Origin of the sequence: Streptomyces sp. NPDC005374, from assembly GCF_042872225.1 — a bacterium.
In the GTDB taxonomy this organism is placed as follows: Bacteria; Actinomycetota; Actinomycetes; order Streptomycetales; family Streptomycetaceae; genus Streptomyces.
This window is the reverse complement of the sequence record NZ_JBIAKA010000009.1, coordinates 189,278-214,555: the sequence shown is the minus strand read 5'-3', so window position 1 is coordinate 214,555 and position 25,278 is coordinate 189,278. Positions and strand designations below refer to the sequence as shown.

Here is a 25,278-nt window from a genome sequence, read left to right as displayed (position 1 = left end):
CGGCGGCGAACCTAAGCAGGAGGCTGTGGATAACGCGGGCACGGGCTGTGGGGGAACGGCGGATCCCGGCCACGGATCCCGGCCAGGTGGCGGCTCATGGCCGGGCGGCGGTCGGTGGCCGGGCAGCGGCTAAAGTCGGCCGCATGACCAAGAAGTGGGAATACGCGACCGTGCCGCTGCTCGTCCATGCCACGAAGCAGATCCTGGACACCTGGGGTGAGGACGGCTGGGAGCTCGTGCAGGTCGTGCCCGGGCCGAACAACCCCGAGCAGCTGGTGGCCTACCTGAAGCGGGAGCGGGCGGCGTGAGCGCGGTCGAGGCGCGGCTCGCGGAGCTGGGGCTGACGCTGCCGGAGGTCGTGCCGCCGTTGGCCGCGTATCAGCCGGCCGTGCGGTCGGGGGCGTACGTCTACACCTCGGGTCAGCTGCCCATGGTCGACGGCAAGCTTCCGGTCACCGGGAAGGTGGGCGCGGAGGTCACGGCCGAGGAGGCGAAGGCGCTGGCCCGCACGTGCGCGCTGAACGCGCTGGCGGCGGTGAAGTCGGTGGTGGGCGACCTGGACCGCATCGCGCGCGTGGTGAAGGTCGTGGGGTTCGTGGCGTCGGCCTCCGACTTCACGGGGCAGCCGGGTGTGATCAACGGCGCGAGTGAGCTGCTGGGCGAGGTGCTCGGCGAGGCGGGTGTGCATGCGCGGAGTGCGGTGGGTGTGGCGGTGCTGCCGCTGGACGCGCCGGTCGAGGTCGAGGTGCAGGTGGAGTTGGCGGGGGTGTAGTGAGTGCGTCTGCGGGGTGGGTGGGGGCGGGCGTTTTTGCGCAGTTCCCCGCGCCCCTGAGGTGAGTGGGTGGGTCGGGGCCGGGGGGGGGGGGGGGTGTCCGTCCTCGGTCCGGCGGTTGCTGTCGATCCGACAGTGCTCTGTGACGGACGCCGGCCGCTGCGGGCGGACACCCCCCACCCCGTCCCCTGCGCGCCGTCGGCGACTGCAGGTGCGTCCACCGTCCCTACCGGGGGGGCGTTCGCGTCCAAAGGTGCGTCCATCGTCCCCGCCCAGGGGCGCGGGGGCCGTGCGCGTCCGAAGATGCGTCCACCGTCCCCACCCAGGGGCGCGGGGAACTGCGCGACCAGCCCCCACCGGCCCGCACTCGCCCCACGACGCCGCGAGGCACCCCCACCACGCCCGGTCTCGAACATCCGCGCCCCAGGAGTTAGCCTCCGCCCATGGCAAACGGGCAGTGGTACCCAGCGGAGTGGCCGGACCGTATCCGTGCGCTCGCGGACGGCACGCTCCAGCCGGCCGTGCCGAGGCGCGCGGCCACCGTGATGCTGCTGAAGGACACGGCGACCGGGACCGTCGTGCACATGTTGCGCAGACGGGCCTCCATGGCCTTCGCGGGTGGCGCGTACGCCTACCCCGGCGGTGGCGTCGACCCCCGTGACGACGAGCACCAGATCCACTGGGCGGGCCCCACGCGCGCGTGGTGGGCGGATCGGCTCGGGGTGGACGAGACCATGGCCCAGGCGATCGTCTGCGCGGCCGTGCGGGAGACCTACGAGGAGGCGGGCGTCCTGCTCGCCGGGCCGACGGCCGATTCGGTGGTCGGCGACACCACGGGCCCCGAGTGGGAGGCGGACCGTGCCGCCCTCGTCGCCCGGGAGCTGTCCTTCGCGGAGTTCCTGGAGCGCAGGGGGCTCGTCCTGCGGTCGGACCTGCTCGGGGCCTGGACGCGCTGGATCACGCCGGAGTTCGAACCTCGCCGTTATGACACGTGGTTCTTCGTCGCCGCCCTCCCGGAGGGACAGCGCACCCGCAACGCCTCCACGGAGGCCGACCGCACGGTGTGGATCCGGCCCCAGGACGCTGCGGAGGGCTACGACAAGGGCGAGCTGCTGATGATGCCGCCCACCATCGCCACCCTGCGGCAGCTCACCGCCTACGGCGCCGCCGACGCGCTCGCCGCCGCCGCCGACCGCGACCTGACCCCCGTCCTCGCGCGGGCCCGGCTGGTGGACGGGGAGATCGTGCTCTCCTGGCCGGGGCACGACGAGTTCACCAAACACATCCCGACCGGTGGAGCCCCCGCATGACCGACGCCGCAGCCCTCCCCGGCCAGCCACGGGGCGGGGTCCTCACCGGCCCCGCCACAGAGCGAGCCGTCAACGTCCTCGCGCCCAACGCCTCCGCGATGACTCTGGACGGCACCAACACCTGGATCCTGTCCGAGCCCGACTCCGACCTCGCCGTGGTCGTGGACCCCGGTCCGCTCGACGAGGGACACCTGCGTGCCGTCGTCGACACCGCCGGGGCCGCCGGCAAGCGCGTCGCCCTCACGCTCCTCACCCACGGCCACCCCGACCACGCCGAGGGCGCCGCCCGCTTCGCCGCACTGACCGGCACAAAGGTGCGTGCCCTGGACCCGGCGCTGCGGCTGGGGGAGGAGGGCCTGGGTGCCGGGGAGGTGGTGAACGTCGGCGGGCTGGAGCTGAGGGTCGTGCCGACGCCCGGGCACACCGCCGACTCGCTGTGCTTCCATCTCCCGGCCGATCAGGCCGTTCTGACCGGTGACACCATCCTGGGCCGCGGTACGACCGTCGTGGCCCACCCCGACGGCCGGCTGGGCGACTACCTGGACTCGCTGCGGCGGCTGAGGTCGCTGACGGTCGACGACGGCGTCCACACGGTCCTGCCCGGCCACGGGCCCGTCCTGGAGGACGCCCAGGGTGCCGTCGAGTTCTATCTCGCGCACCGGGCCCACCGGCTCGCCCAGGTCGAGACGGCCGCGGAGAACGGCCACCGGACGCCCGGTGCCGTCGTGGAGCTCGTGTACGCGGACGTGGACCGGTCGCTCTGGCCGGCCGCCGAGCTGTCGGTGCGGGCGCAGCTGGAGTACCTGGAGGAGCACGGGCTCATCTAGGCGCTTTCGTGCCGTGCACACGCGTGTACTCGTCCGCCAGCCAGGGGCCCAGGTCGTCGACGTATCTGCGAAGTACGGCCGCGTCGGCGGTCGGGGCGTGGCCCAGAACGGCCGCCGCCCGCAGCTCGTCGGCGCGCTGCGGGTAGTACCCGGCGAAAATCTCCGCCATCTCGCCCAGGTCGCTCGTCCAGCCGTTCCAGCGGGGCATGACCAGCGTGAACGCGGTGCGGACCAGGTGGCGGGACATGAAGCGGACCAGGGGGCGCCGCGCCTCGTCGGAGTCCGCCGCGTCGATCCGCTCGCGCCAGCGGGGGAGCAGGAGGGCCAGGTCGCCGTTCGTCTCCCGGGCCAGCAGGGAGTCGGGGCGGTAGCGGGGAAGGTACTCGGCCAGGTCGTCGCCGAGCAGCGGGGTGCACAGGCAGGCCACGAACCAGCCCAGGTCGTGGCGTTCCGACTCGCTCAGCAGCAGCTTCCGGCCGTACAGCAGCGTTCCGACGCCGTCGATCTCGGGGAACTCCTTGTCGAGCGACTCCCCGAGCGCCCGTACGCCCTCCCGGTCCGCGTCGGCCGGTTCGTCCCGCAGGGCGAGCAGGAGGTCGAGGTCGCTGCGGCCCACGCGCGCGGTGCCGCGCGGAATCGATCCGTAGAGGTAGGCGCTGTGCAGCCTCGGCCCGATAAGGTCGAGCACCCGGTCCCGGGCTGCTGCGACGACCGGACGGAAGGGGCGCTGGATCCGCCCGAGGGACCCCTCGCGCTCGATGAATCCCTGGGCGTCGAGTCCCTTGGGGGCGTGAGGGCGAACGGTTTCGGCGGCCATGGGATCACTGTGCCCGGGGGCGGGCCCGCGGTCAGGTCATTTACGGCCCTGGGCGGGCCGTGTGGGGCCGAACGTGGTCGCGCCGGGAAGTTGCGCCGGGCCGCCGCGTGTCCCGCTGAAGGAGGAGTTCACAGCCGTGTGCCCAAGGAGGCGGGCCCCGCCCGCCCGGGCCTGCGCGAAGGGCCCCGCTGTGTAGCGGGGCCCCTCTACGTCGTTCGTACGTTCATTCGCTCACCGGGAGCGCTTGGCGAGCCTCTCCACGTCCAGCAGGATCACCGCGCGGGCCTCCAGGCGGAGCCAGCCGCGCTGGGCGAAGTCCGCGAGGGCCTTGTTGACCGTCTCGCGGGAGGCGCCGACCAGCTGGGCCAGCTCCTCCTGCGTGAGGTCGTGGACGACGTGGATGCCCTCCTCGGACTGCACACCGAAGCGGCGTGAGAGGTCGAGCAGCGCGCGGGCCACCCGGCCGGGGACGTCCGAGAAGACCAGGTCGGACATCGCGTCGTTGGTGCGGCGCAGCCGGCGGGCGACGGCACGCAGCAGTGCGGTGGCCACCTCGGGGCGGGCGTTCAGCCAGGGCTGGAGGTCGCCGTGGCCGAGGCCCAGCAGCTTGACCTCGGTCAGCGCGGTGGCGGTCGCGGTGCGCGGGCCCGGGTCGAACAGCGACAGTTCGCCGATGAGTTCGCCGGGGCCGACCACGGCGAGCATGTTCTCGCGGCCGTCGGGGGAGGTGCGGTGGAGCTTGACCTTGCCCTCGGTGACGACGTAGAGCCGGTCGCCGGGGTCGCCCTCGTGGAACAGGGAGTCGCCTCGCGCGAGGGTCACCTCACTCATGGAGGCGCGCAGTTCGGCGGACTGCTCGTCGTCGAGTGCCGCGAAGAGCGGGTTGCGCCGCAGAACGTCGTCCACGAGTTCTCTCCTTGTCGACCTGCTCAGGGGATCTTGTTCCCCCTTGGTACCAAGGGACCGTGGTGCCCATTTTTCCGGACGGTCCAAACAGTGTGATCTGTCACAAGGATGCCGTACACCTGTCCACGGGTAAGCGGCAGGGGTCCAATCGGGGGCCGATCCCCCGGGGTCCGGGGCGATTGTCAGTGCCGGGCTTTAGGCTGGCCGGGTGTCCAAAACGCCGGTGAGAGCGCAGGCCGAGGGGGCTGGGCGGGTGGTTGCACGTCGGGATTCCGCTGTGGGCGAACAAGGCTCCAGTGGCGGAAAGAAAGCGGCAAAAGAGACGAAGAAGGCTGTGGTGAAGAAGGTTCCGGAGGCTGTGCAGACGGCCACCACGAAGAAGGCCGCAGTCAAAACGGCCGCAGCCAAGAAGGCCGCAGCGAAAACCGCCGCCGTCAAGAAGGCGCCGCTCAAGAAGGTCGCCGTCAAGCCGCCCGGGGCCGAGTCGCCCACTGCCCTGGTCCGACGTGCCCGCCGGATCAACCGCGAGCTCGCGGAGGTGTTCCCGTACGCCCACCCGGAGTTGGACTTCGAGAACCCCTTCCAGCTCGTCGTCGCCACGGTCCTGTCCGCGCAGACCACCGACCTGAGGGTCAATCAGACGACCCCCGCCCTGTTCGCCAAGTACCCGACCCCCGAGGACCTGGCCGCGGCCAACCCCGAGGAGGTCGAGGAGATCCTCCGGCCGACCGGCTTCTTCCGGGCCAAGACCAAGTCGGTGATAGGGCTGTCCAAAGCGCTCGCGGAGGATTTCGGAGGCGAGGTCCCGGGGCGGCTCGAGGACCTCGTCAAGCTGCCCGGCGTCGGCCGCAAAACCGCCTTCGTCGTGCTCGGCAACGCCTTCGGCCGGCCCGGCATCACCGTGGACACGCACTTCCAGCGGCTGGTCAGGCGCTGGCAGTGGACCGAGCAGAGCGAGCCCGAGAAGATCGAGGCCGCCGTCGCCGCGCTCTTCCCGAAGAGCGACTGGACCGACCTCTCGCACCACGTCATCTGGCACGGCCGCCGTATCTGCCACGCCCGCAAGCCGGCCTGCGGCGCCTGCCCCATCGCCCCGCTCTGCCCGGCCTACGGCGAGGGCGAGACGGACCCGGAGAAGGCCCGGAAGCTCCTCAAGTACGAGAAGGGCGGCTTCCCCGGGCAGCGGCTGAATCCGCCGCAGGCCTATCTGGACGCGGGCGGGAAGGCCGCACCGCCGCTGGGGGCCGTATGACACGCCGGAACACCTGCCGGGCGACACGCCGTTGGGTACGTTCCCAGGAACGATCACAGGGGCGTCGGGCGTTGGATCCGGCAGAACGGGGGTGGCGATGACACGCGCGAGCCATACCGAGGGCGTGATGATCGGCAAGGACGGTCTGCCGGGCTGGCTGGATCCGGTGGTGCGGGCCGTGGAGACGGTCGAGCCACGGCAGCTGAGCCGTTTCCTGCCGCCGGAGAACGGCGCGGGGCGGCAGTCGGCCGTGCTGGTCCTGTTCGGCGCGGGAGAGCGCGGTCCTGAGCTGCTGCTCATGGAGCGGGCGAGTTCGCTGCGGTCGCACCCCGGGCAGCCGTCGTTCCCCGGCGGCGCACTCGACCCCGAGGACGGCGATCCGAAGGGCGACGGGCCGCTGAGGGCCGCCCTGCGCGAGGCCGAGGAGGAGACCGGCCTCGACCCGTCCGGCGTCCAGCTCTTCGGCGTGCTGCCCAAGCTGTACATCCCGGTCAGCGGCTTCGTGGTGACCCCGGTGCTGGGCTGGTGGCGCGAGCCGAGCCCGGTCGGTGTCGTCGACCCGAACGAGACGGCGCGCGTCTTCACCGTTCCCGTGGCGGATCTCACCAACCCCGACAACCGTGTGACGACCGCCCACCCCAGCGGCCACCGAGGTCCGGCATTTCTGGTCGAATCAGCCCTGGTGTGGGGCTTCACCGCCGGAATCATCGACCGGCTCCTGCACTACGCGGGCTGGGAGCGCCCCTGGGACCGCGAGAAGCAGGTCCCGCTCGACTGGCGCGCATGACAGGGTGAACTCCGTGTCGTGTCGTCCCGGGGGACGCTGTGTCCGATCAGCCGCTTCGCGGTGGACCGGGCCCCGGCCGACCCGTGGTGAACGTGAAGTGATGAGGCGAGGCTCGAACCGGTGAACGTGCTGGACATCCTGTTGCTGGTCGCCGCCGTGTGGTTCGCGATCGTCGGTTACCGCCAGGGCTTCGTCGTCGGCATCCTGTCGGTGATCGGGTTCCTGGGCGGCGGTCTCGTCGCCGTCTACACCCTGCCCGTCCTCTGGGACGCGCTGACCGACCAGGCGGAGGTCGGCACGGTCGCCGCTGTGGTCGGGGTCGTCATCGTCATCGTCTGCGCCTCCGTGGGCCAGGCCCTGACCACCCACCTCGGCAACAAGCTGCGCCGGTACATCACCTGGTCCCCGGCCCGCGCCCTGGACGCCACCGGCGGCGCCCTGGTCAACGTCCTGGCGATGCTCCTGGTCGCCTGGCTGATCGGCGCCACCCTCGCGCAGACCACGATGCCGACGGTCGGCAAGGAGGTCCGCGCCTCCAAGGTGCTCCTGGGCGTGCAGGAGGCACTGCCCTCCGACGCCGACACCTGGTTCAAGGACTTCACCTCGGCCCTCGAGCAGAACGGCTTCCCGCAGGTCTTCAGTCCGTTCTCCGACGAGCCCATCAAGGAAGTCCAGCCGCCCGACCCCAAGCTCGCGAACAGCGCGGTCGCCGCCCGCGCCCAGCGCTCCATCGTGAAGGTGATGGGCACGGCCCAGAGCTGCGGCAAGGTCCTGGAGGGCTCCGGCTTCGTCTTCGGCGACCGCCGTGTCATGACCAACGCCCATGTCGTCGGCGGCGTCGACGAGCCCACCGTCCAGATAGGCGGCGAGGGCCGTAAGTACGACGCCACGGTCGTCCTCTACGACTGGCAGCGCGACATCGCCGTACTGGACGTGCCCGATCTGCGGGCGCCCGCCCTCCAGTTCGCGTCCAAGGACGCCACCAGCGGGGACAGCGCGATCGTCGCGGGGTTCCCGGAGAACGGCTCGTACGACGTCCGCTCCGCGCGTGTGCGCGGGCGCATCGACGCCCACGGAGCGGACATCTACCACCGCGGCACCGTCAGCCGCGATGTCTACTCCCTCTACGCGACCGTCCGCCAGGGCAACTCCGGCGGCCCCCTGCTCACCCCGGAGGGCAAGGTGTACGGCGTCGTCTTCGCGAAGTCGCTCGACAACGCCGAGACCGGGTACGCGCTCACCGCGGACGAGATCCAGGAGGACATCACCAAGGGGCGCACCGCGAACCAGCAGGTGGACAGCGACAGCTGCGCGCTGTGAGAGGTGTCGGACCGGTGCGTCAGCCTCGGGGGTGACGCAGGCGCACCGAGACCCAGCGGGCCCGGCGGCGCAGAATGCGCGGGATGCCCACCCTCAGGTCCGTGCCGCCCGCGAGTTGCGGGGCACCGCCCTGATGACGGGAGCTCAGGCCACCGCCCGAGCGTCGGTTGCGTGCTACGTCACTGTAGTCGTGCGTCCAGCCCATACCCCGACGTGTGCCCCTGCCCCAAGGTCGATAACCTCCCCCACGCCCCCCAATTGGCCTATGCGCCGGGCAAGTGGCCGTTCGTAGGACAGGCGTTCGTTGTTCGGATACCGGGCGCGGTGGGACGGTCACCGATCGGGCTCGGGGTCCTTCAGCCAGTTGATCAACTCGGTCGAGAAGGCGACCGGATCCTCCTCGTGCGGAAAGTGCCCCAGCCCGTCGAACAGCCGCCAGCGGTACGGCGCTTCGACGTACTCCCCGGACCCGGCGGCACTCCGCGTCCGCAGCACCGGGTCGAGCGAGCCGTGCAGATGCAGCGTCGGCACCCGCACGGGCCGCTTCATGCGCCGGTTGAACTGGATCCCGTCCGGGCGGGCCAGGGACCGGACCATCCAGCGGTACGGCTCGACCGAGCAGTGTGCCGTCGAGGGGATGCACATCGCCCTGCGGTACGTCTCCACCGCGTCGTCGTCCGGCAGGCGCGGGCCGGACCAGTCCCGGATCAGCTCGGCCACCAGCGCGCCGTCGTCCGCGGTCAGCCGGCGCTCCGGGATCCAGGGCCGCTGGAACCCCCAGATGTAGGAACCGGCACGCGTCTGCTTGACGTCCGAGAGCATCGCCGAGCGCCAGCGCCGCGGATGCGGCATCGAGGCGACCGCGAGCCGCCGTACGAGCTTGGGACGCATCGCGGCCGCCGTCCACGCCAGATAGCCGCCCAGGTCGTGGCCGACCAGTGCCGCGTCGGGCTCGCCGAGGGAGCGGATCACGCCGGTGACGTCCAGGGCGAGGTTGGCGGGGTCGTAGCCGCGCGGGGTGCGGTCGCTGCCGCCGACCCCGCGCAGGTCCATGGCCACGGCCCGGAAACCGGCCTCGGCGAGCGCCTCCAGCTGGTGCCGCCAGGTCCACCAGAACTGGGGGAAGCCGTGCAGGAACATCACCAGCGGCCCGTCGCCCAGTTCGGCGATGTGGAAGCGCGCGCCGTTGGCGGCCACGTCCCGGTGCGTCCAGGGACCGTCGGGCCGTATGAGAGACGCGGGCTGCTGCGCCGAAGAAGGGGCGGGATCCGTCATGACGACGAGCGTGCCACAGCCTCGATGGCCTTCGTGTTTCGGACCCGCTCCTCCAGGACCTTGGTGTCGTCGCCGGGCCGCGGGTGGGGCTTGGCGTTCTGGAGCACGCCCGCCGTCTCCTTCATCGACGCGGCGACCTTCTGCGGGCCCTTGCCCTTCTGCGCCTTCTTCGCGAAGACCACGCCGACCAGCGCGAGGACCAGCGCGACCAGGACGTTGGCCGCGAAGGACAGCAGGAAGCAGACCGCGAGGTTCCAGTCGCTCCAGGTCCGGATGCCGTACGCCAGCGCGAAGTTCAGCATCGGCAGCGAGAACACCAGGACCGCGCCGGCCCCGCTGAACGCGCCGCCGCTCATCGCGCCGCGTTTGACGTCCTGCTTGAGCTGGGCCTTCGCCAGCGCGATCTCGTCGTGCACCAGCGCAGACATCTCGGTCGTCGCCGAGGCGAAGAGCTGGCCGATGCTGCGTTCGGCGCCGACCGGGCTGCCGTCGGGTGCGCTCATGTCGCGGTCTCCCTGCTTCCGACCAAGTGCGTATGGTCTCGTCTTTTTGTACCGTCCCGTCAGATCATGCCGGACGGTCGTCGTCCTCGCCTGCCCCGCCCGCCACTTCGGCAAGCCGCGTGCGCTCAGCGGCCTTCAGTTCGGCGATCCGGCGGTGCTCGGCGGCCTTGCTCTCGTAGATGACCGCCATGCGCAGGTGGTACGCCGGATCGTCCTCCTCGTAGATGTCCGGGACGCCGTCGAGGTCGTCGTCGCGCTCCTCGGCGTCGTAGAGCCTGCGGTACTTGGCGTTGCGCAGCTTCAGCAGCACGGTCGCCAGGGTCGCCGCGATGAGCGAGCCGAGGAGCACGGCGGCCTTGACCTCGTCCGTCATCGTGGCGTCGCCGTCGAAGGCCAGCTCCCCGATGAGCAGCGAGACGGTGAACCCGATACCGGCCAGGGTCGCCACCGCGAACACGTCGGCCCACTCGAGGTCGTCACTGAGCGAGGCCCGGGTGAAACGTGCCGTCAGCCAGGTCCCGCCGAAGATGCCGACCGCCTTGCCCACGACAAGGCCGAGGACCACGCCCAGCGTCTCGGGCTGGGTGAACACGTCGCCGAGCGCGCCGCCGGAGAGCGAGACACCCGCACTGAACAGGGCGAACAGGGGCACGGCAAGGCCCGCCGAGAGCGGTCGTACGAGATGCTCGACGCGCTCGCCGGGGGAGTGCTTCTCATCGTCCCGAGTCGTGCAGCGCAGCATCAGGCCCATCGCGACGCCCGCGATGGTGGCGTGGACCCCGCTGTTGTACATCAGCGCCCAGATCACCAGCGCGAGCGGAACGTACACGTACCACCCGCGTACGCCCTTCCTCAGCAGCACCCAGAAGACCGCGAGGCCGACCGCCGCGCCGCCGAGCGCGGCGAGGTCGATGTCCGCGGTGAAGAAGACCGCGATGATCAGGATCGCGAAGAGGTCGTCGACGACGGCGAGGGTCAGCAGGAAGGCGCGCAGCGCGCTCGGCAGCCAGGTGCCGATGACGGCGAGCACGGCGAGCGCGAAGGCGATGTCGGTGGCGGTGGGTACGGCCCAGCCGCTCAGGGAGCCACCGCCGGTGAGGTTGGTGAGCGTGTAGACGAGCGCGGGTACGGCCATGCCGCACAGGGCCGCGACCACGGGCAGCGCGGCCGCCCTGGGGTCCTTCAGGTCACCGGCGACGAGCTCGCGTTTGAGCTCGATGCCGGCCACGAAGAAGAAGACCGCGAGGAGTCCGTCGGCGGCCCAGTGGGCGACGGAGAGGTCGAGTCCGAGGGTCGCGGGGCCCAGGTGGTAGTCGCTGACGCTCTCGTAACTGTCGTGCAGTGCGGGGACGTTCGCCCAGATCAGCGCGGTGAGCGCGGCGACGAGCAGCAGTACTCCGCCGACCGTCTCGGTGCGCAGCGCGTCCGCGACGTAGGTCCGCTCGGGGAGGGACAGGCGTCCGAGGACCTTGCGGGTGGGCGGCGGCATGAGGGTGACCTCCGGTCGGGGGCAGGGCGGAGCTGTTCGCCGACCAGACTTCCCGGCACACCTTGAGGATCACATTACTTTGTTTAGTTTACCTAAGAGGGGTGCCCGGCGCTCCGTCGCGCCTGGCACCCCCTTTTCAAGGAGACGGTCAGTCCTCGCTGGGCGCGGCCGGCAGCTTGGTCTGGATGAGGTCCATGACCGTGGAGTCGGTCAGGGTCGTCACGTCACCGAGCTGGCGGTTCTCGGCGACATCCCGCAGCAGGCGGCGCATGATCTTGCCGGAGCGGGTCTTCGGCAGTTCCTGCACCGGAAGGACCCGCTTGGGCTTGGCGATCGGGCCGAGGGTGGCGCCGACGTGGTTGCGCAGGTCGGCGACGAGGTTCTCGTCGTCGGCGTTCGCGGTGCCGCGCAGGATCACGAAGGCCACGATCGCCTGCCCGGTCGTCTCGTCGGCGGCACCGACGACGGCGGCCTCGGCGACCGACGGGTGGGACACCAGCGCCGACTCGACCTCCGTCGTCGAGATGTTGTGGCCGGAGACGAGCATGACGTCGTCGACCCGGCCCAGCAGCCAGATGTCGCCGTCGTCGTCCTTCTTCGCGCCGTCACCGGCGAAGTACTTGCCCTCGAAGCGCGACCAGTAGGTGTCGAGGAAGCGCTGGTCGTCACCCCAGATGGTGCGCAGCATCGACGGCCACGGCTCGGTGAGCACCAGGTAGCCGCCACCGCCGTCGGGGACCTCCCTGGCCTCGTCGTCCACGACGGTGGCCGAGATGCCGGGCAGCGGGGTCTGCGCGGAACCGGGCTTGGTCGCGGTCACGCCCGGCAGCGGGGAGATCATCATCGCGCCGGTCTCGGTCTGCCACCAGGTGTCCACGATCGGCGTGCGGTCGGCGCCGATGTGCTTGCGGTACCAGATCCAGGCCTCGGGGTTGATCGGCTCACCGACCGACCCCAGCACCCGCAGGCTGCTGAGGTCGAACTTCGCGGGGATGTCGTCGCCCCACTTCATGAACGTACGGATGGCGGTCGGCGCCGTGTACAGGATGGTGACGCCGTACTTCTGGACGATCTCCCAGAAACGGCCCTGGTGCGGGGTGTCCGGCGTGCCCTCGTACATGACCTGGGTGGCGCCGTTGGCGAGCGGGCCGTAGACGATGTAGGAGTGCCCGGTGACCCAGCCGACGTCGGCCGTGCACCAGTAGACGTCGGTCTCCGGCTTGAGGTCGAAGACGGCGTGGTGGGTGTACGCGGTCTGGGTGAGGTAGCCGCCGGAGGTGTGCAGGATGCCCTTCGGCTTCCCCGTCGTCCCGGACGTGTACAGGATGAACAGCGGCTGCTCGGCGCCGAACGCCTCGGGCGTGTGCTCGACGGACTGCCGGTCGACGATCTCGTGCCACCACACGTCCCGGCTGTCGTTCCAGGCGACCTCCTGGCCGGTACGCCGTACGACGAGCACGTGTTCGACGTTGCCGGCCTTGTCGGCGGCCTCGTCGACGGCGGGCTTGAGCGCGGACGGCTTGCCGCGCCGGTAGCCGCCGTCCGTGGTGATGACCACCTTCGCGTCGGCGTCCTGGATCCGGGTGGCGAGCGCGTCCGCGGAGAAGCCGCCGAAGACAACGGAGTGCGCGGCGCCGATCCGGGCGCAGGCGAGCATCGCGATCGCGGTCTCGGGGATCATCGGCATGTATACGGCGACCCGGTCGCCCTTCGCGACTCCCAGCTCCAGCAGGGCGTTCGCGGCCTTGGAGACCTCGTCCTTGAGTTCGGCGTAGGTGATCGCGCGGCTGTCGCCGGGCTCGCCCTCGAAGTGGATGGCGACCCGGTCGCCGTTGCCCGCCTCGACATGCCGGTCGACGCAGTTGTACGCCACATTGAGCTCGCCGTCCTTGAACCACTTGGCGAACGGCGGGTTCGACCAGTCCAGCGTCTCGGTCGGCTCCTTGGCCCAGCTCAGTCGGCGGGCCTGCGCGGCCCAGAAACCGAGGCGGTCAGCCTTGGCCTGCTCATACGCCTCCGCGGTGACGTTGGCGTTCGCCGCCAGGTCCGCGGGTGGCGCGAACCTGCGCTCTTCCTTGAGCAGGTTGGCCAGGCTCTCGTTGCTCACGGCATCTGCCTTTCCCAGGGTGTCCGTTGTGTCCCGGGCCACAGCTCATCAGACCGGGGGTGCGATGACAAGGGTCGACCTTTAATTGGTTTAGACCTGTCGGGCGCCGAATCGGGCGGCCGAGGTCATTCGTACCCACGTGCGCCGACCAGGCAGAGTTCAGCACTTGTAACGCCTTTCACACTCCCGCCCAAGTACGGGTGAAGGGCCATCGACGAAGGGAGCTTGCGTGGAAGGCATACGGGGCGGGCCGCGGGCGGCGGTTCGCGACCCTCAGCTCTTCGAGGAGTTCTACCGGCGCCACGTGGACGCGATGACGTCCTTCGTGGCCCGGCGTGTCGCGGATCCGCACACCGTGGCCGACCTGACCGCCGAGATCTTCCTGGCGGTCCTGGACTCGGCCCACACCTACCGCCCGTCTCGGGGCAGCGAACGCGCATGGCTGTACGGCATCGCACGGAACGTGGTCTCTTCCGAGCGCCGTCGGGCCGCCCGCGAGTCCGAGCGTGACCGGCGCATCTCCGGGCGGCGGCTGCTGGAGCCCGACGACATCGCCCGGCTGGTGGACAAGCTGGACGCCGAGAGCCCGGGCCGCCGTGCCCTGGCCGCGCTGGAACGGCTCCCCGCGGGGGAGCGAGCCGTCCTGGAACTCATCGCGGTCGACCAGCTGACGGTTTCCGAGGCCGCCGGCGCACTGGGCATCACCCAGGTCACGGCCCGCGTACGGCTGCACCGGGCACGCAAGTCGCTGCGCGGGGCGGCGGCGGGTGAGCCCACCGACGGACCGCGCGGCACATCCCTGTCATACGTCACCGGAGGAACCGGGGGAGAGGCATGACCACCAGGACGACATTCGAGGACCGGCTGCTGGCAGAACTGCGCCGCGAGATCGACCTGCGCGCGGCCGACCGTACGGCGGAGGCGGCGCCGACCTTCGTGTGGCGCCGCCGCTTCACGGCTCTCACCGCGGTCCTCACCGAGGTCCTCACCGCGCCGAGGCTCGGCCTCGTCGCCCTGACCTGCGCTGCTGTCGCGGGCGCCTGGGTGCTGATGCCGGGCTCCCCCGCCGAAAGCCCGGCCTACGCGGTGGTGTCGCACTCGGACGGGAGCGTGACGGTCACCATGAACGACTTCGGCCTCGGGGGCAGACTGCCGGACGGACTCGTCGAACGGCTCAAGGAGAACGGCATCCGCGTGGTCGTGGACGACGTGCCGAAGGGCTATGAGTGCACCCAGTCCCGGGGGAAGGGGGCTCCGAGCCGGTCCGATCCGGGCGAGGGTCCCAGCTGGGTGTTCGACCTGCGGCACGGGGACTCCCTGGTCATCGAAAGGATGGAGCAGCGCCAGCCCGACGGGAGTTTCCAACGGGTCACCGGCTACGCCTTCTTCCGCGGTGAGGTCGCCCCGTGCAATCCGATCCCCGCCACGGAGCCCCGCCCGGCGGAGACGTCCGGTCTCCGCTGAGCGGGGGGCGTGGGCGCGCCGGTGCGTCAGCGCGCCCAGGGCTTCGGCTACGCAGGGCTGGGCAGGCCCTCCGCGTCGCTCACATGGTCGAACACCTCCGTGCCGGACGCCTCGGTGAGCAGATACGACTGCGCCTCGCCCACATGGAAGTACATCCCGTGCAGCTCCAGCCCCCCTTCGCGCAGGGCCCGGGCGACCGACTCGTGCGCCCGCAGATGCTCCAACTGCTGGACCACGTTGGTCAGGCAGAGCTGCTCGACGGCGTCGGCGGGCGCCCGTCCGGCGAGCCTCGCCCAGGGGCGGCCGTCGTCGGCCATCCGCTCCAGACTCGGCAGCCCGTGCCGCAGCCATCGCTTCAGCGGGGTCGGGGCGCCGCCCGGCTCGGAGTTGAGCAGTGCCTGCATCGCCCCGCAGCCGGAGTGTCCGCACACCGTGATGGACCGCACCTTCAACACGTCCACCGCGTACTCGATCGCGGCCGCCACCGAGTCGTCCCCGCTCTCCTCGCCGGGCCGGGGGCTGGCCGGGGGAGGAACGAGGTTGCCCACGTTGCGCACTACGAAGAGGTCGCCCGGACCACTGGAGGTGATCATCGAGGTGACCAGCCGTGAGTCGGCGCAGGTGAGGAAGAGCTGCGAGGGCTGCTGGCCCTCGCGTGCCAGCCGGGCCAGCTCGCCCCGCACGATCGGTGCGGTGTTGCGCTGGAACGCGCTGATGCCGCGGGCCAGTTCATGCCCGCTCGACTCACGGGGCACGCTCGGACCGGGTGCCGTACCGGGCTCACCGGGTGCGCCCATGTGTCCGGCGCCCGGCGCGGTGCTCGGGCGCTCGCACTGGTGGTTGCGCCAGGGCGTCCAGGGTCGGCAGCGGCAGTCGGCGGAGTCGGACGGTTCGGCGATCCGTGTGCCGGGTCTGCGCCCGGTCAGCTCGACCGAGCCGCCCTGTGCGGTGTGCGTTTTCTGCCAGTCGTGGAGCGACTCGTAGGCCGCGTGGTCCATGAACGACCCGTCCAGCTCCACGACGACGTCGGCCCCCCGGGGGACGAGATGCAGGACCCTGCTGAGCCGGGGCACCGCGAGGAACGTCAACTGGCCTCGTACGTGTACGTGATGGACTCCCTCGCTCTCGTCGTGGGTGATGCGGGTGCGGGTGAGGCGGTGCAGGGCGACCCCGACGGCGACGGCGATCCCCAGCGAGACGCCCTCCAGAACGCCGAGGAGGACCACGCCCAGGGTGGTGACGGCGTAGACCAGCACTTCTCGGTGGCGGGTCACCGTGCGGATGTGGTGCAGGGACACCATCTGGATGCCGACGGCCATCACCAGGGCGGCGAGCGAGGCGAGCGGGATGAACTCCAGGGCCGGGACCATCAGCAGCGCGGCGATCACTACGAGAACGCCGTGCAGCATCGTGGAGTTCCGGCTGACGGCACCCGCCTGGACATTCGCCGAACTCCGCACCGCCACACCGGCGACGGGCAGTCCGCCGAGCGTGCCGGAGACGATGTTGGCGGCGCCCTGGCCCAGCAACTCGCGGTCGAGGTCAGAGCGGCCGACACGCGCACTGCGGCCGGTGCCGGGGCCGGCGGCGAGCAGATCGGGGCGGCCCGCCGCCAGCTTGTCGACGGCGACGGCGCCGAGCAGCGACTGCACGCTGCACACCAGCGTGGTGGTGAGCACGGCGGCGGCGAGGCCCAGCACCGGCCCCTCGGGCAGGCCGGCCAGGGCGTGGCTGCTCCAGGACGGCAGGTCGACCTTGGGCAGGGTCAGCCCGGCGAGCGAGACGGCGACGGTGGCTCCGCCGACGGCGACGAGGGCGGCCGGGATCCTGCGCAACAGACGGCCGGTCCGGCCGGGGATGCGCGGCCACAGGAAGAGCAGCACCAGGGTCAGTGCGCTGGCCCACACCGCTGACGGCTGGACGCGCGCCAACTGGGCGGGCAGGCCCCGGAGGTTGTCGAGGACGGAGCTCTGCGGGGTGCCGCCGAGGACGATGTGCAACTGGGCGACGGCGATGGTGACGCCGATACCGGCGAGCATGCCGTGCACGATCGCGGGGCTGACGGCGAGCGCGGTACGGGCCACGCGCAGGCAGCCGAGGCCGAGTTGGACCACTCCGGCCAGGACGGTGATGGCGCAGGTCGTCCGCCAGCCGTAGCGATGGATCAGGTCGGCGGTGACCACGGTGAGTCCGGCGGCGGGGCCGCTGACCTGGAGTGGGGAGCCGCCGAGCCGGCCGGCGACGATTCCTCCGACGGCGGCGGCCACGAGGCCGGCCTGGAGGGGCGCGCCGGTGGCGAGGGCGATGCCCAGGGACAGGGGCAGGGCGATCAGGAAGACCGCGATGGAGGCCGACACGTCGGCACCCGCGATGCGGAAGCGGCGGGGCGGTGTCGGCGGCGGACTGTGGGGTCGGTGGATGCGCCTCGTGCGGTCCGAGTCGCTCGGGTCGGTGGCGCGGGTGGGGACGCAGGCTGACATGTTTTCCCGTCTCCTCCGGGGCAGCGCGGTCGCGGAACAGGTGGTCCCCCGTCGATGGCGGGGGGTCGGGTCGCGGCCGTGGGTCACGGCGTGCAGCGGCGGGATGAATCAACACTCGGTAAACGGATCGTAATGCAGAGTAAAGGCCAGGCATAGACTTTCCGGGCAAATGGTCTAACAAGTCACCTGCATGGGTGAAGTGGGAATTTCATCGGCTTGTCGTACTAATTCATTTTGGGTCCCATGCGAACTTGGCGGCGCTGTCGTTGGCCCCGAGAGAAGGAAGAAGGTGGGCGGAACATGGCCGCCACCCAGAGGATTGCCGCGGGAGCCGTGGTCGCCGCGGTATGCGCCGCCTCACTCGCCGGTTGCGCGATCGGCACCGACGCCTCCAAGGGAGGAGCCGCCGGTCCGCAGAAGGCGAAGCCGGCCCAGGCACCCCCCAAGCACGCGGTCCGCCTGATCGGCGACGGCTCCACCTCCTACACCGGAGCCCAGCCGCACCTGCCCAGAGCCGAGCGCCTGAAGCCTGGCCAGAAGCCCCCGCAGTTCGTGGTGTTCTCCTGGGACGGCGCCGGCGAGGACAGCCAGAAGCTGTTCTCCCACTTCCGTAAGGTCGCCAAGGCGAACCGCACGACGATGACGTACTTCCTGAGCGGCGTGTACATGCTGCCGGAGGACAAGCGCGACGAGTACAAGCCGCCGCAGCACTCCCCGGGCCGCTCCGACATCGGCTTCAACGACAAGCAGGGCATCGCCGACACCGTCAAGCAGCTGCGCCTCGCGTGGCTGGAGGGCAACGAGATCGGCACCCACTTCAACGGCCACTTCTGCGGCAGCGGCGGTGGGGTGGGTCAGTGGTCGGTCGAGGACTGGAAGGACGAGATCGCCCAGGCGAAGAAGTTCGTGAAGTCCTGGAAGACCAACACCGGGATGACGAAGGCCTCCCCGCTGCCCTTCGACTACGACAAGGAGCTCATCGGCGCCCGCACTCCCTGCCTGGAGGGCCAGAAGAACTTCATGAAGGCCGCCCGCGAGCTGGGCTTCCGCTACGACACCAGCGGCGTCAACGAGCAGCTCTGGCCGAAGAAGAAGCAGGGCCTGTGGGACCTGTCGATGCAGCTCGTGCCCTTCCCCGGGCACTCCTACGAGCAGCTCACCATGGACTACAACTTCATGGTCAACCAGTCCGGCACCGCGACCCAGGGCGACCCGGACAAGTTCGAGTTCTGGGGCCACCAGATGCGCGACGGCCTGCTCAAGGGCTTCCACCGGGCCTACGACGGCAACCGCGCGCCCCTGATCATCGGCAACCACTTCGAGTCCTGGAACGGCGGCACCTACATGCGGGCCGTCGAGGAGACCATCGAGCGGGTGTGCAACAAGCCCGACGTGCGCTGCGTTTCCTTCCGGCAGCTCTCCGACTGGCTGGACGCCCAGGACCCGAAGATGCTCCAGAAGCTGAGTGCCCTGCAGGTCGGCGAGGCGCCGAAGCAGGGCTGGCCGGCCTTCCTGTCCGGCAGCCCCGCCCCGGCACCGAAGGGCGTACCGGGGGCGCCGGCGGCCAAGAAGCAGTAGCCGTCAGACGGTCGCGGCCGTCACCGCGCTCTCGCCGAGCACGAACGAGGGGTCGATCTGCGCCGCCAGGTCGACCCCTGTGCGCTCGTTGCCCCAGGCCTGCGCGTTCTTCAGATGGAAGTGCACCATCTGCCGGGTGTAGCGCTCCCGGTCCCGCAGGTCGTACGTCGCGTCGACAGCCCTCCGCAACCGGTGCAGGGCGCGGCGGTTGACGTCCTCCAGAAGCGCGAACCGGGGCGGCCGGCCCTTCTCCAGGGCGCGTACCCAGTCGGAGTGGCCGACCGTCACCAGCAGGTCGTCCCCGACTTCGGCGCGGAGGAAGTCGAGGTCGTCCTGACCTTGAACCTTGTTGCCGACGACTTTCAGGGCGACGCCGAAGTCGCGGGCGTACTCCTGGTACTGGCGATAGACGGAGACCCCCTTCCGGGTCGGCTCGACGACGAGGAACGTGATGTCGAAGCGGGTGAACATGCCCGAGGCGAAGGAGTCCGAGCCCGCCGTCATGTCCACCACGACGTACTCGCCCCGCCCGTCCACGAGGTGGTTCAGGCACAGCTCCACCGCTCCGGTCTTGGAGTGGTAGCAGGCGACCCCCAGGTCGGCGTCCGTGAAGGGGCCGGTGACCATCAAACGGACGACGTCGCCGTCGAGTTCCACCGGGCGGGCACAGGCGTCGTACACCGGGTTGTCCTCGCGCACCCGCAGCAGCCTCGAGCCCTCGCCGGGCGGAGTGGTCTTGATCATCTCCGTGGCGGAGGCGATGCGAGGGTTGGTGCCGCGCAGGTACTCCTTGATCAACGGCAGCCGATCGCCCAGTGCGGGCAGTGCGGCCGCCTCCGCCTCGTCCAGGCCGAGCGCCGGTCCCAGGTGCTGGTTGATGTCGGCATCGACGGCGATCACCGGTGCTCCGGTGGTCGCGAGGTGGCGGATGAAGAGGGAGGACAGCGTGGTCTTGCCGCTGCCGCCCTTCCCGACGAAAGCAATTTTCATGTTCACGAAGGGTAGTCGGGAAATAGCTGTACGTGTCAGGTGTGCGTGAAGAAGACCACTCCATCGAGGGGTGTGGGGCTGGAATGCGTAGGGTCGTACTCATGAGTACGACAGGCGCGACCGCCGATCCGCTCGCGGCCCTGGGCTCGCTGCCCGGTGTCGCCGAGTCCGTGGAGTCCGTGCGCAAGTCCGTGGACCGGGTCTACGGACACCGTGTCATGCGGCGCCGCAGCAACGAGATCACCTCAGAGGCGGCCCTGCGCGGCGCCCGCGGCTCGGCCGCGCTGTCCGGCGCCGACTGGGCCCTCGAAGAGGTGCGCCGGCGTTCGGACTTCGGTGTCGACGACGAGGCACGGGTCATGGGCGCGGCCCTGAGGCTGACCGCCGAGGCCGGCCAACTGCTGTCCATCTGGCGGCAGTCGCCGCTGCGTGTACTGGCCCGGCTGCACCTGGTGGCCGCGGCCACCGACGGGGCGGAGGTCGGACGTCCGCGCCAGGCGGGCGAGGCCGTCCAGGAACCGCTCATCGAACTGCCGTTGCCGGGCGCGGCAGAGGTCTCGGGCCGGCTGGAGGGGCTGTCCGAGCTGATCATCGCGGGCGGCTCCGCCCCCGCCCTGGTCACCGCCGCCGTCGTACAGGGAGAACTGCTCGCCCTCAGGCCCTTCGTCTCGTACAACGGCCTGGTCGCGCGCGCGGCGGCGCGGATCGTCCTGGTCGGCAGCGGCCTCGACCCGAAGTCGGTCTGCCCGGCGGAGGTCGGTCACGCCGAACTGGGCCGCGCGGCCTATCTGGCGGCGCTCGACGGATACGTCTCCGGCACTCCCGAGGGTATGGCCGCCTGGATCGCCCACTGCGGCAGGGCCATCGAACTGGGCGCCCGCGAGTCGACGGCGGTGTGCGAGGCCCTCCAGCGCGGGGCGGCGTAAAAAGTCCCGGAAAAGGGTTGCGGCGGTACGAGGATTCGTACCGCCGCTGGCATGTTCACCTGGTTACCAAGCGTCCTCGAAATATTGCCCATCAGGTCGGGAACTCTGCCCGTCACCTGGTGCGGCTGGCCCGTAATCGACGGGTCGACGTCGCGTGGGTGCCTGGTGTTCATGCTCGGTCCGTGGGGCCAAATGCGTTATTAAGGTGATCCTTTCGGATGTCCTTGGTCTCGCGGGCCGTTAACCCCTTTGTACTCCTGGACCGGGGCAAGCGGAACCCCCGGCAGCGGTTCTTTACTTTTATCCGCAAATAGGTGCCAAGTGGGCCGAACCGCCTCAGGCCACCGTCGACCGGCGTCGATTCGCGTACCAGACGAGACCCGCGGTGGCCGCTGCGGCTCCTATCGCCGCGACCGCGACGAGTGCCGGACGGGGCGGGACGGCGAATCCGGGCAGGCGCTGCTTGAGCCGGACGGGCCGGTGGAAATCGAGAATCGGCCACCCGCGCGCGAGGGCCTCGCGGCGCAGCGTCCGGTCGGGGTTGACCGCGTGGGGATGGCCCACGGCCTCGAGCATCGGCAGGTCGGTCGCAGAGTCGCTGTAGGCGTAGCAGCGCTCCAGGTCGTATCCCTCGGACTCCGCCAGCTCCTTGATCGCCGCGGCCTTCGTCGGGCCGTACGCGTAGTACTCCACCTCGCCCGTGAAGCAGCCGTCCTCTCCCACGACCATGCGAGTGGCCACCACCCGGTCCGCGCCGAGGAGTTCGCCGATCGGCTCGACCACCTCGGCGCCGGACGTGGAGACGATGACCACGTCGCGTCCGGCGGTGTGGTGTTCCTCGATGAGGGACGCGGCCTCGTCATAGATGATCGGGTCGATCAGGTCATGGAGCGTTTCGGCCACGATCTCCTTCACCTGCTGGACGTTCCAGCCGCGCACGAGCGCGGAGAGGTACTCGCGGGTGCGCTCCATCTGGTCGTGGTCCATACCGCCGACGAGGAAGACGAACTGGGCATAGGCGGTCCGCAGGGCGGCCCTGCGGTTGATCAGCCCGCCTTGGTAGAACGACTTGCTGAACGTGAGCGTGCTCGACTTCGCAATGACCGTCTTGTCCAGGTCAAAGAAGGCGGCTGTGCGGGGCAAGGAGTGGTTATCCACGACCCCGAGCATAGGCGCAGCCCATTCGGCGTAAGGTGAGGCGTGTGGGTTTGCCTGAGAGGGCTCTCGGGTACACCATGGAAGTCACGGATCGTTCGCGACCGTGCTAACACGGTCCGGCTCCTCCCCCCCCGAGTCGGCCGTGAAGGCGACCCCCACTCTCCCCCCCGGTGGGGGTCGTCGCATGTCCGGGTGGGTTTTTCACTTCCGCACGTGGTCGTACGACCGTTTCGAGGCGGCTTCGGCCGCCTCTTTGTCGTGCCCGCGATCCGTCACTGTGCGTAGCTGCGGGACTGCTCTGTGGAAGCCGCGGCGCAGGCCGCGTGGGCTCACCGGTATGGGTGACCGCGATATTCACAACCGCCGAGTTGTCCACAGTTATCGACCAAGATCCACATCATTTCCGGGATCGCTGCACCGTGATTCCCACGCATCCGGCTCGGACCGACTTCATGGCCGGTTCCGGTTAGTCGGGCGTGTTTGGCCGGTTCGTATCGGCCGCTCATATGGAGACCGCTTGCCGGTTCTTCACATGTTTGGGAATCGCGGGGCCGGAGGGGCCGCGTGACAGAAGCGTCGCGCGGGTCCTCGCGCGTCGCAGTGAAGGGGGATGAGGACCGTGGCCGCAGCTGTCACACACGATCCGCCGCCCGCCGCCGGAGGGCGGCAGGGGCAGCCGTTGATCGTCACGGAGGACGAGGATCTGCTGGACGACCTGCTGCGCCTGTGCGCGGCGGCCGGCGCGAAACCCGAGGTGCATCACGGGGTGCCGGAGCGCAGAGGCAGCTGGGAGGCCGCCCCGCTCGTCCTGGTCGGCGACGATGCCGCACGACGGGTGCGCGGAACCGCACGCCGGCGCGGAGTGGTGCTCGTGGGCAGGGACCAGGACGACTCCGGGGTGTGGAAACGGGCCGTCGAGATCGGCGCCGACCATGTCCTCGTACTGCCCGACGGCGAGCAATGGCTGGTCGACCGCATCGCCGACGTCGCCGAGGGCGTCGGCCGACCCGCCCTCACCGTCGGCGTCATCGGCGGCCGGGGCGGGGCCGGAGCCTCCACGCTCGCGTGCGCCCTCGCCGTCACCTCCGCGCGTGAAGGCCTGCGCACACTCCTCGTGGACGCGGATCCGCTGGGCGGCGGACTCGACGTACTCCTCGGCGGCGAGAGCACCGAGGGGCTGCGCTGGCCCGCGTTCGCCGCCTCGCGCGGGCGGGTCGGGGGTGGCGCCCTGGAGGAGTCGCTGCCGCGGCTGCACTCGCTGCGGGTGCTGAGCTGGGACCGCGGCGACCGGATCGCCGTCCCGCCCCCGGCCGTACGGGCGGTGCTCGCCGCCGCCCGGCGCCGGGGCGGCACCGTCGTCGTCGACCTGCCCCGCCGTCTGGACGACGGCGTCGCCGAGGCTCTCGCCCAGCTCGACCTCGGGATCCTCGTGGTCCCCGCAGAGCTGCGAGCCATCGCCGCGGCCGGCCGGGTGGCCTCCGCCGTCGGCATGGTTCTGCGGGACCTGCGGGTGGCGGTGCGCGGCCCGTACGCGCCAGGCCTCGACGACCGAGAGGTTGCCCGGCTGCTGGGACTGCCTCTGGTGGGCGAGGTGCCGGTCGAGTCGGCGCTTCAGCGGCCGCAGGGAAGCGAGGCGCCGCCGGGAGCGGCTGTCCGGGGGCCGCTGGCCCGCTTCTGCAAGGAGTTCTGGGAGCGGGCGTTGACGGAGGCGGGGGCGGCATGAGCGGCGCATACGGAAACGGGCGGACGGCCGGCGGGCCGGGAGGCTCGGTGACCGGACGGCGGAGGCCGGACACGCCTTCGGCGAGCGGGACCGTCGAACGGTGGCGTACCGGTGAGTCGGCCGACCGGGCTGTCGAACGGCGGCGCGCGGGTGCGGTTGGTGCCGACGGGCGGTGGCGGGCTGGTGGGTCTGCCGACGGGGGTGTCGGGCGGTGGCGGGCCGGTCAGGGTGAGGGCGCTGTTGTCGGAGGGTGGCAGGCCGATGAGCCGGTGGCCGAGGCAGCCGCATGGCAGGCGGACGGCGTGGATGCCAGGGCCGGCGAGGCGGGTCGGCCGGACACCTCCGCGGCGGGCTCGGTGGCAGGCCTGGACGTGGCTCCCGGCCTACTGGACGGCGTACGGCAATGGCTGGCCGAGAGCGGTGCCGAACCGACGCCCGCACGGGTGGCGCAGGCACTGCGGGAGCAGGGGCGGGTGCTCGGGGACACCGAAGTGCTCGGCGCGGCGGACCGGTTGCGGTCCGAACTGGTCGGCAGCGGGCCTCTGGAACCGTTGCTCGCCGACCCGTCGGTGACGGACGTCCTGGTGTCGGCCCCGGACCGGGTGTGGGTGGACCGGGGCGGCGGACTCGAACTGACAGCCGTATCCTTCCCGGACGCGGCCGCCGTACGACGACTCGCGCAGCGGCTGGCCGCGGTGGCGGGCCGGCGCCTCGACGATGCCCGGCCCTGGGTGGACGCCAGGCTGCCGGACGGGACGCGGTTGCACGCGGTGCTTCCCCCGGTCGCCGTCGGCTGCGCCTGTCTGTCGCTGCGAGTCGTACGGCCCCGCGCGTTCACGCTGGACGAACTGGTCGCGGCCGGCACGGTGCCGCCGGGCGGCGACCGGGTACTGCGGGCGCTGCTCGACGCGCGGCTGTCCTTCCTCATCAGCGGCGGGACGGGCACCGGCAAGACCACGTTGCTGAGCGCCTTGCTGGGGCTCGTGGGGCCGGGAGAGCGGATCGTGCTCGCGGAGGACTCGGCGGAGCTCAAGCCGGACCATCCGCACGTCGTACGGCTGGAGACCAGACCCGCCAACCAGGAGGGCGCCGGGCTCGTCACGCTCGAGGACCTGGTGCGGCAGGCACTGCGGATGCGACCGGATCGGCTGGTCGTGGGTGAGGTTCGAGGGTCTGAGGTGGCGCATTTGCTGGCCGCTTTGAACACGGGCCACGAGGGCGGCTGCGGGACCGTGCACGCCAACGCGGCCGCCGATGTCCCGGCCCGTCTCGAGGCGCTGGGAACGGCCGCCGGGCTCGACCGGGCCGCCCTGCACAGCCAGTTGGCGGCCGCGCTGTCGGTCGTACTGCATCTCGTGCGCGACCGGACCGGGCGGCGGCGGATCGCCGAGGTGCGTGTGCTGGAGCGGGACTCCTCGGGCCTGGTGCGGACGGTGCCGGCGCTGCGGTGGGGAGCGGAGGCGTTCGCGTACGAGCGCGGGTGGGAGCGGCTGCGGGGGCTGCTCGGGGGCGCGATGCCAGGGCTGGAGGGGGAGGGCGGGTGACTGCGGAACGACGGGACGGCGGCGTGGACCGGGCTGTTGGGGAGTTGCTG

At 71.0% G+C, this 25,278-nt stretch carries 23 protein-coding genes; 13 read left to right on the top strand and 10 right to left on the bottom strand.

What is annotated here, in order from left to right; genetic code table 11:
* Positions 1-143 precede the first annotated feature (143 nt).
* The 4 genes from ACFYRX_RS24140 to ACFYRX_RS24125 all read left to right on the top strand — a co-directional run bounded on the left by ACFYRX_RS24140 (position 144) and on the right by ACFYRX_RS24125 (position 2,909).
* The gene (locus ACFYRX_RS24140) at positions 144-308 is read left to right on the top strand and encodes a DUF4177 domain-containing protein (RefSeq protein WP_389103235.1); all 165 of its coding nucleotides are present in this window, start codon (positions 144-146) and stop codon (positions 306-308) included.
* Entirely contained in the window at positions 305-772 is a 468-nt protein-coding gene (locus tag ACFYRX_RS24135) for a RidA family protein (protein ID WP_389103233.1), read from the top strand. Before ACFYRX_RS24140 ends, ACFYRX_RS24135 begins: the two co-directional genes overlap by 4 nt.
* A gap of 443 nt (positions 773-1,215) precedes the next feature.
* Positions 1,216-2,082, top strand: coding sequence for an NUDIX hydrolase (locus tag ACFYRX_RS24130; RefSeq protein WP_389103230.1), 867 nt, complete (start codon positions 1,216-1,218; stop codon positions 2,080-2,082).
* The gene (locus ACFYRX_RS24125) at positions 2,079-2,909 is read left to right on the top strand and encodes an MBL fold metallo-hydrolase (RefSeq protein ID WP_389103229.1); all 831 of its coding nucleotides are present in this window, start codon (positions 2,079-2,081) and stop codon (positions 2,907-2,909) included. The genes ACFYRX_RS24130 and ACFYRX_RS24125 overlap by 4 nt, the downstream gene beginning before the upstream one ends.
* On the opposite strand, the gene ACFYRX_RS24120 is transcribed toward ACFYRX_RS24125, so the two are convergent.
* Together ACFYRX_RS24120 and ACFYRX_RS24115 are read right to left on the bottom strand one after the other, a co-directional pair.
* Entirely contained in the window at positions 2,902-3,726 is an 825-nt protein-coding gene (locus ACFYRX_RS24120; RefSeq protein WP_389103226.1) for a nucleotidyltransferase, read from the bottom strand. The genes ACFYRX_RS24125 and ACFYRX_RS24120 overlap by 8 nt on opposite strands.
* A gap of 231 nt (positions 3,727-3,957) precedes the next feature.
* Complete coding sequence (locus ACFYRX_RS24115) at positions 3,958-4,632, bottom strand: Crp/Fnr family transcriptional regulator (RefSeq protein ID WP_015658871.1); 675 nt, start codon at positions 4,630-4,632, stop codon at positions 3,958-3,960.
* Between the two features lie 277 nt (positions 4,633-4,909).
* On the opposite strand from ACFYRX_RS24115, the gene nth reads away from it, so the two are divergent.
* From nth to ACFYRX_RS24100, 3 genes are all read left to right on the top strand, one after another.
* Entirely contained in the window at positions 4,910-5,884 is a 975-nt protein-coding gene (gene nth / locus ACFYRX_RS24110; RefSeq protein WP_389103223.1) for an endonuclease III, read from the top strand.
* Between the two features lie 97 nt (positions 5,885-5,981).
* On the top strand, positions 5,982-6,671 hold the full coding sequence (locus ACFYRX_RS24105) for an NUDIX hydrolase (RefSeq protein ID WP_389103220.1): 690 nt from the start codon (positions 5,982-5,984) through the stop codon (positions 6,669-6,671).
* Positions 6,672-6,791: 120 nt separating this feature from the next.
* On the top strand, positions 6,792-7,991 hold the full coding sequence (locus ACFYRX_RS24100) for a MarP family serine protease (protein ID WP_389103218.1): 1,200 nt from the start codon (positions 6,792-6,794) through the stop codon (positions 7,989-7,991).
* Positions 7,992-8,010: 19 nt separating this feature from the next.
* On the opposite strand, the gene ACFYRX_RS24095 is transcribed toward ACFYRX_RS24100, so the two are convergent.
* From ACFYRX_RS24095 to acs, 5 genes are all read right to left on the bottom strand, one after another.
* The gene (locus ACFYRX_RS24095) at positions 8,011-8,196 is read right to left on the bottom strand and encodes a hypothetical protein (RefSeq protein ID WP_389103215.1); all 186 of its coding nucleotides are present in this window, start codon (positions 8,194-8,196) and stop codon (positions 8,011-8,013) included.
* Between the two features lie 128 nt (positions 8,197-8,324).
* Positions 8,325-9,266, bottom strand: a complete 942-nt coding sequence (locus ACFYRX_RS24090; RefSeq protein ID WP_389103212.1) for an alpha/beta fold hydrolase — start codon at positions 9,264-9,266, stop codon at positions 8,325-8,327.
* Positions 9,263-9,769 (bottom strand): phage holin family protein, encoded by a 507-nt coding sequence (locus ACFYRX_RS24085; RefSeq protein ID WP_389103210.1) that lies wholly within the window; start codon positions 9,767-9,769, stop codon positions 9,263-9,265. Before ACFYRX_RS24085 ends, ACFYRX_RS24090 begins: the two co-directional genes overlap by 4 nt.
* A gap of 64 nt (positions 9,770-9,833) precedes the next feature.
* A complete protein-coding gene (gene nhaA / locus ACFYRX_RS24080) occupies positions 9,834-11,258 on the bottom strand; it encodes a Na+/H+ antiporter NhaA (protein ID WP_389103207.1) in 1,425 nt (474 codons plus the stop codon).
* A gap of 148 nt (positions 11,259-11,406) precedes the next feature.
* Positions 11,407-13,365: an acetate--CoA ligase gene (gene acs / locus ACFYRX_RS24075; RefSeq protein WP_389103204.1), complete on the bottom strand. Its 1,959-nt coding sequence runs from the start codon at positions 13,363-13,365 to the stop codon at positions 11,407-11,409.
* A gap of 229 nt (positions 13,366-13,594) precedes the next feature.
* Between acs and ACFYRX_RS24070 the strand changes: the two genes are divergently transcribed.
* Entirely contained in the window at positions 13,595-14,203 is a 609-nt protein-coding gene (locus tag ACFYRX_RS24070) for an RNA polymerase sigma factor (protein ID WP_389103201.1), read from the top strand.
* A complete protein-coding gene (locus ACFYRX_RS24065; RefSeq protein ID WP_389103199.1) occupies positions 14,200-14,829 on the top strand; it encodes a hypothetical protein in 630 nt (209 codons plus the stop codon). The genes ACFYRX_RS24070 and ACFYRX_RS24065 overlap by 4 nt, the downstream gene beginning before the upstream one ends.
* Positions 14,830-14,876: 47 nt before the next feature.
* Here the strand turns inward: ACFYRX_RS24065 and ACFYRX_RS24060 are convergent, their stop codons facing one another.
* A complete protein-coding gene (locus ACFYRX_RS24060; protein WP_389103198.1) occupies positions 14,877-17,309 on the bottom strand; it encodes a SulP family inorganic anion transporter in 2,433 nt (810 codons plus the stop codon).
* A 300-nt stretch (positions 17,310-17,609) separates the two neighbouring features.
* Between ACFYRX_RS24060 and ACFYRX_RS24055 the strand changes: the two genes are divergently transcribed.
* Complete coding sequence (locus ACFYRX_RS24055; RefSeq protein ID WP_389103195.1) at positions 17,610-18,887, top strand: hypothetical protein; 1,278 nt, start codon at positions 17,610-17,612, stop codon at positions 18,885-18,887.
* 3 nt (positions 18,888-18,890) lie between these two features.
* Here the strand turns inward: ACFYRX_RS24055 and ACFYRX_RS24050 are convergent, their stop codons facing one another.
* Positions 18,891-19,877 carry an ATP-binding protein gene (locus ACFYRX_RS24050; protein ID WP_389103192.1) on the bottom strand — a complete coding sequence of 329 codons (987 nt, stop codon included), beginning with the start codon at positions 19,875-19,877 and terminating at the stop codon, positions 18,891-18,893.
* A gap of 101 nt (positions 19,878-19,978) precedes the next feature.
* Between ACFYRX_RS24050 and ACFYRX_RS24045 the strand changes: the two genes are divergently transcribed.
* Complete coding sequence (locus tag ACFYRX_RS24045) at positions 19,979-20,803, top strand: oxidoreductase (protein WP_389103190.1); 825 nt, start codon at positions 19,979-19,981, stop codon at positions 20,801-20,803.
* 336 nt (positions 20,804-21,139) lie between these two features.
* Here the strand turns inward: ACFYRX_RS24045 and ACFYRX_RS24040 are convergent, their stop codons facing one another.
* Entirely contained in the window at positions 21,140-21,973 is an 834-nt protein-coding gene (locus tag ACFYRX_RS24040; protein WP_389103188.1) for an HAD family hydrolase, read from the bottom strand.
* A 598-nt stretch (positions 21,974-22,571) separates the two neighbouring features.
* Here ACFYRX_RS24040 and ssd point away from each other — a divergent pair.
* Together ssd and ACFYRX_RS24030 are read left to right on the top strand one after the other, a co-directional pair.
* Complete coding sequence (gene ssd / locus ACFYRX_RS24035; RefSeq protein ID WP_389103186.1) at positions 22,572-23,684, top strand: septum site-determining protein Ssd; 1,113 nt, start codon at positions 22,572-22,574, stop codon at positions 23,682-23,684.
* Positions 23,685-23,986: 302 nt separating this feature from the next.
* Positions 23,987-25,228 (top strand): TadA family conjugal transfer-associated ATPase, encoded by a 1,242-nt coding sequence (locus ACFYRX_RS24030; protein WP_389103686.1) that lies wholly within the window; start codon positions 23,987-23,989, stop codon positions 25,226-25,228.
* The last annotated feature ends 50 nt before the right edge of the window (positions 25,229-25,278 follow it).

Coding starts and splice junctions, on each gene's coding strand:
- ACFYRX_RS24065 (WP_389103199.1), top strand. CDS start 14,200: ATGACCACCAGGACGACATTCGAGGACCGGCTGCTGGCAGAACTGCGC.
- nhaA (WP_389103207.1), bottom strand. CDS start 11,258: ATGCCGCCGCCCACCCGCAAGGTCCTCGGACGCCTGTCCCTCCCCGAG.
- ACFYRX_RS24120 (WP_389103226.1), bottom strand. CDS start 3,726: ATGGCCGCCGAAACCGTTCGCCCTCACGCCCCCAAGGGACTCGACGCC.
- ACFYRX_RS24050 (WP_389103192.1), bottom strand. CDS start 19,877: ATGAAAATTGCTTTCGTCGGGAAGGGCGGCAGCGGCAAGACCACGCTG.
- ACFYRX_RS24090 (WP_389103212.1), bottom strand. CDS start 9,266: ATGACGGATCCCGCCCCTTCTTCGGCGCAGCAGCCCGCGTCTCTCATA.
- ACFYRX_RS24140 (WP_389103235.1), top strand. CDS start 144: ATGACCAAGAAGTGGGAATACGCGACCGTGCCGCTGCTCGTCCATGCC.
- ACFYRX_RS24105 (WP_389103220.1), top strand. CDS start 5,982: ATGACACGCGCGAGCCATACCGAGGGCGTGATGATCGGCAAGGACGGT.
- ACFYRX_RS24045 (WP_389103190.1), top strand. CDS start 19,979: ATGAGTACGACAGGCGCGACCGCCGATCCGCTCGCGGCCCTGGGCTCG.
- ACFYRX_RS24125 (WP_389103229.1), top strand. CDS start 2,079: ATGACCGACGCCGCAGCCCTCCCCGGCCAGCCACGGGGCGGGGTCCTC.
- ACFYRX_RS24095 (WP_389103215.1), bottom strand. CDS start 8,196: ATGGGCTGGACGCACGACTACAGTGACGTAGCACGCAACCGACGCTCG.
- ACFYRX_RS24085 (WP_389103210.1), bottom strand. CDS start 9,769: ATGAGCGCACCCGACGGCAGCCCGGTCGGCGCCGAACGCAGCATCGGC.
- ssd (WP_389103186.1), top strand. CDS start 22,572: ATGAGGACCGTGGCCGCAGCTGTCACACACGATCCGCCGCCCGCCGCC.
- ACFYRX_RS24055 (WP_389103195.1), top strand. CDS start 17,610: ATGGCCGCCACCCAGAGGATTGCCGCGGGAGCCGTGGTCGCCGCGGTA.
- ACFYRX_RS24040 (WP_389103188.1), bottom strand. CDS start 21,973: ATGCTCGGGGTCGTGGATAACCACTCCTTGCCCCGCACAGCCGCCTTC.
- ACFYRX_RS24060 (WP_389103198.1), bottom strand. CDS start 17,309: ATGTCAGCCTGCGTCCCCACCCGCGCCACCGACCCGAGCGACTCGGAC.
- ACFYRX_RS24130 (WP_389103230.1), top strand. CDS start 1,216: ATGGCAAACGGGCAGTGGTACCCAGCGGAGTGGCCGGACCGTATCCGT.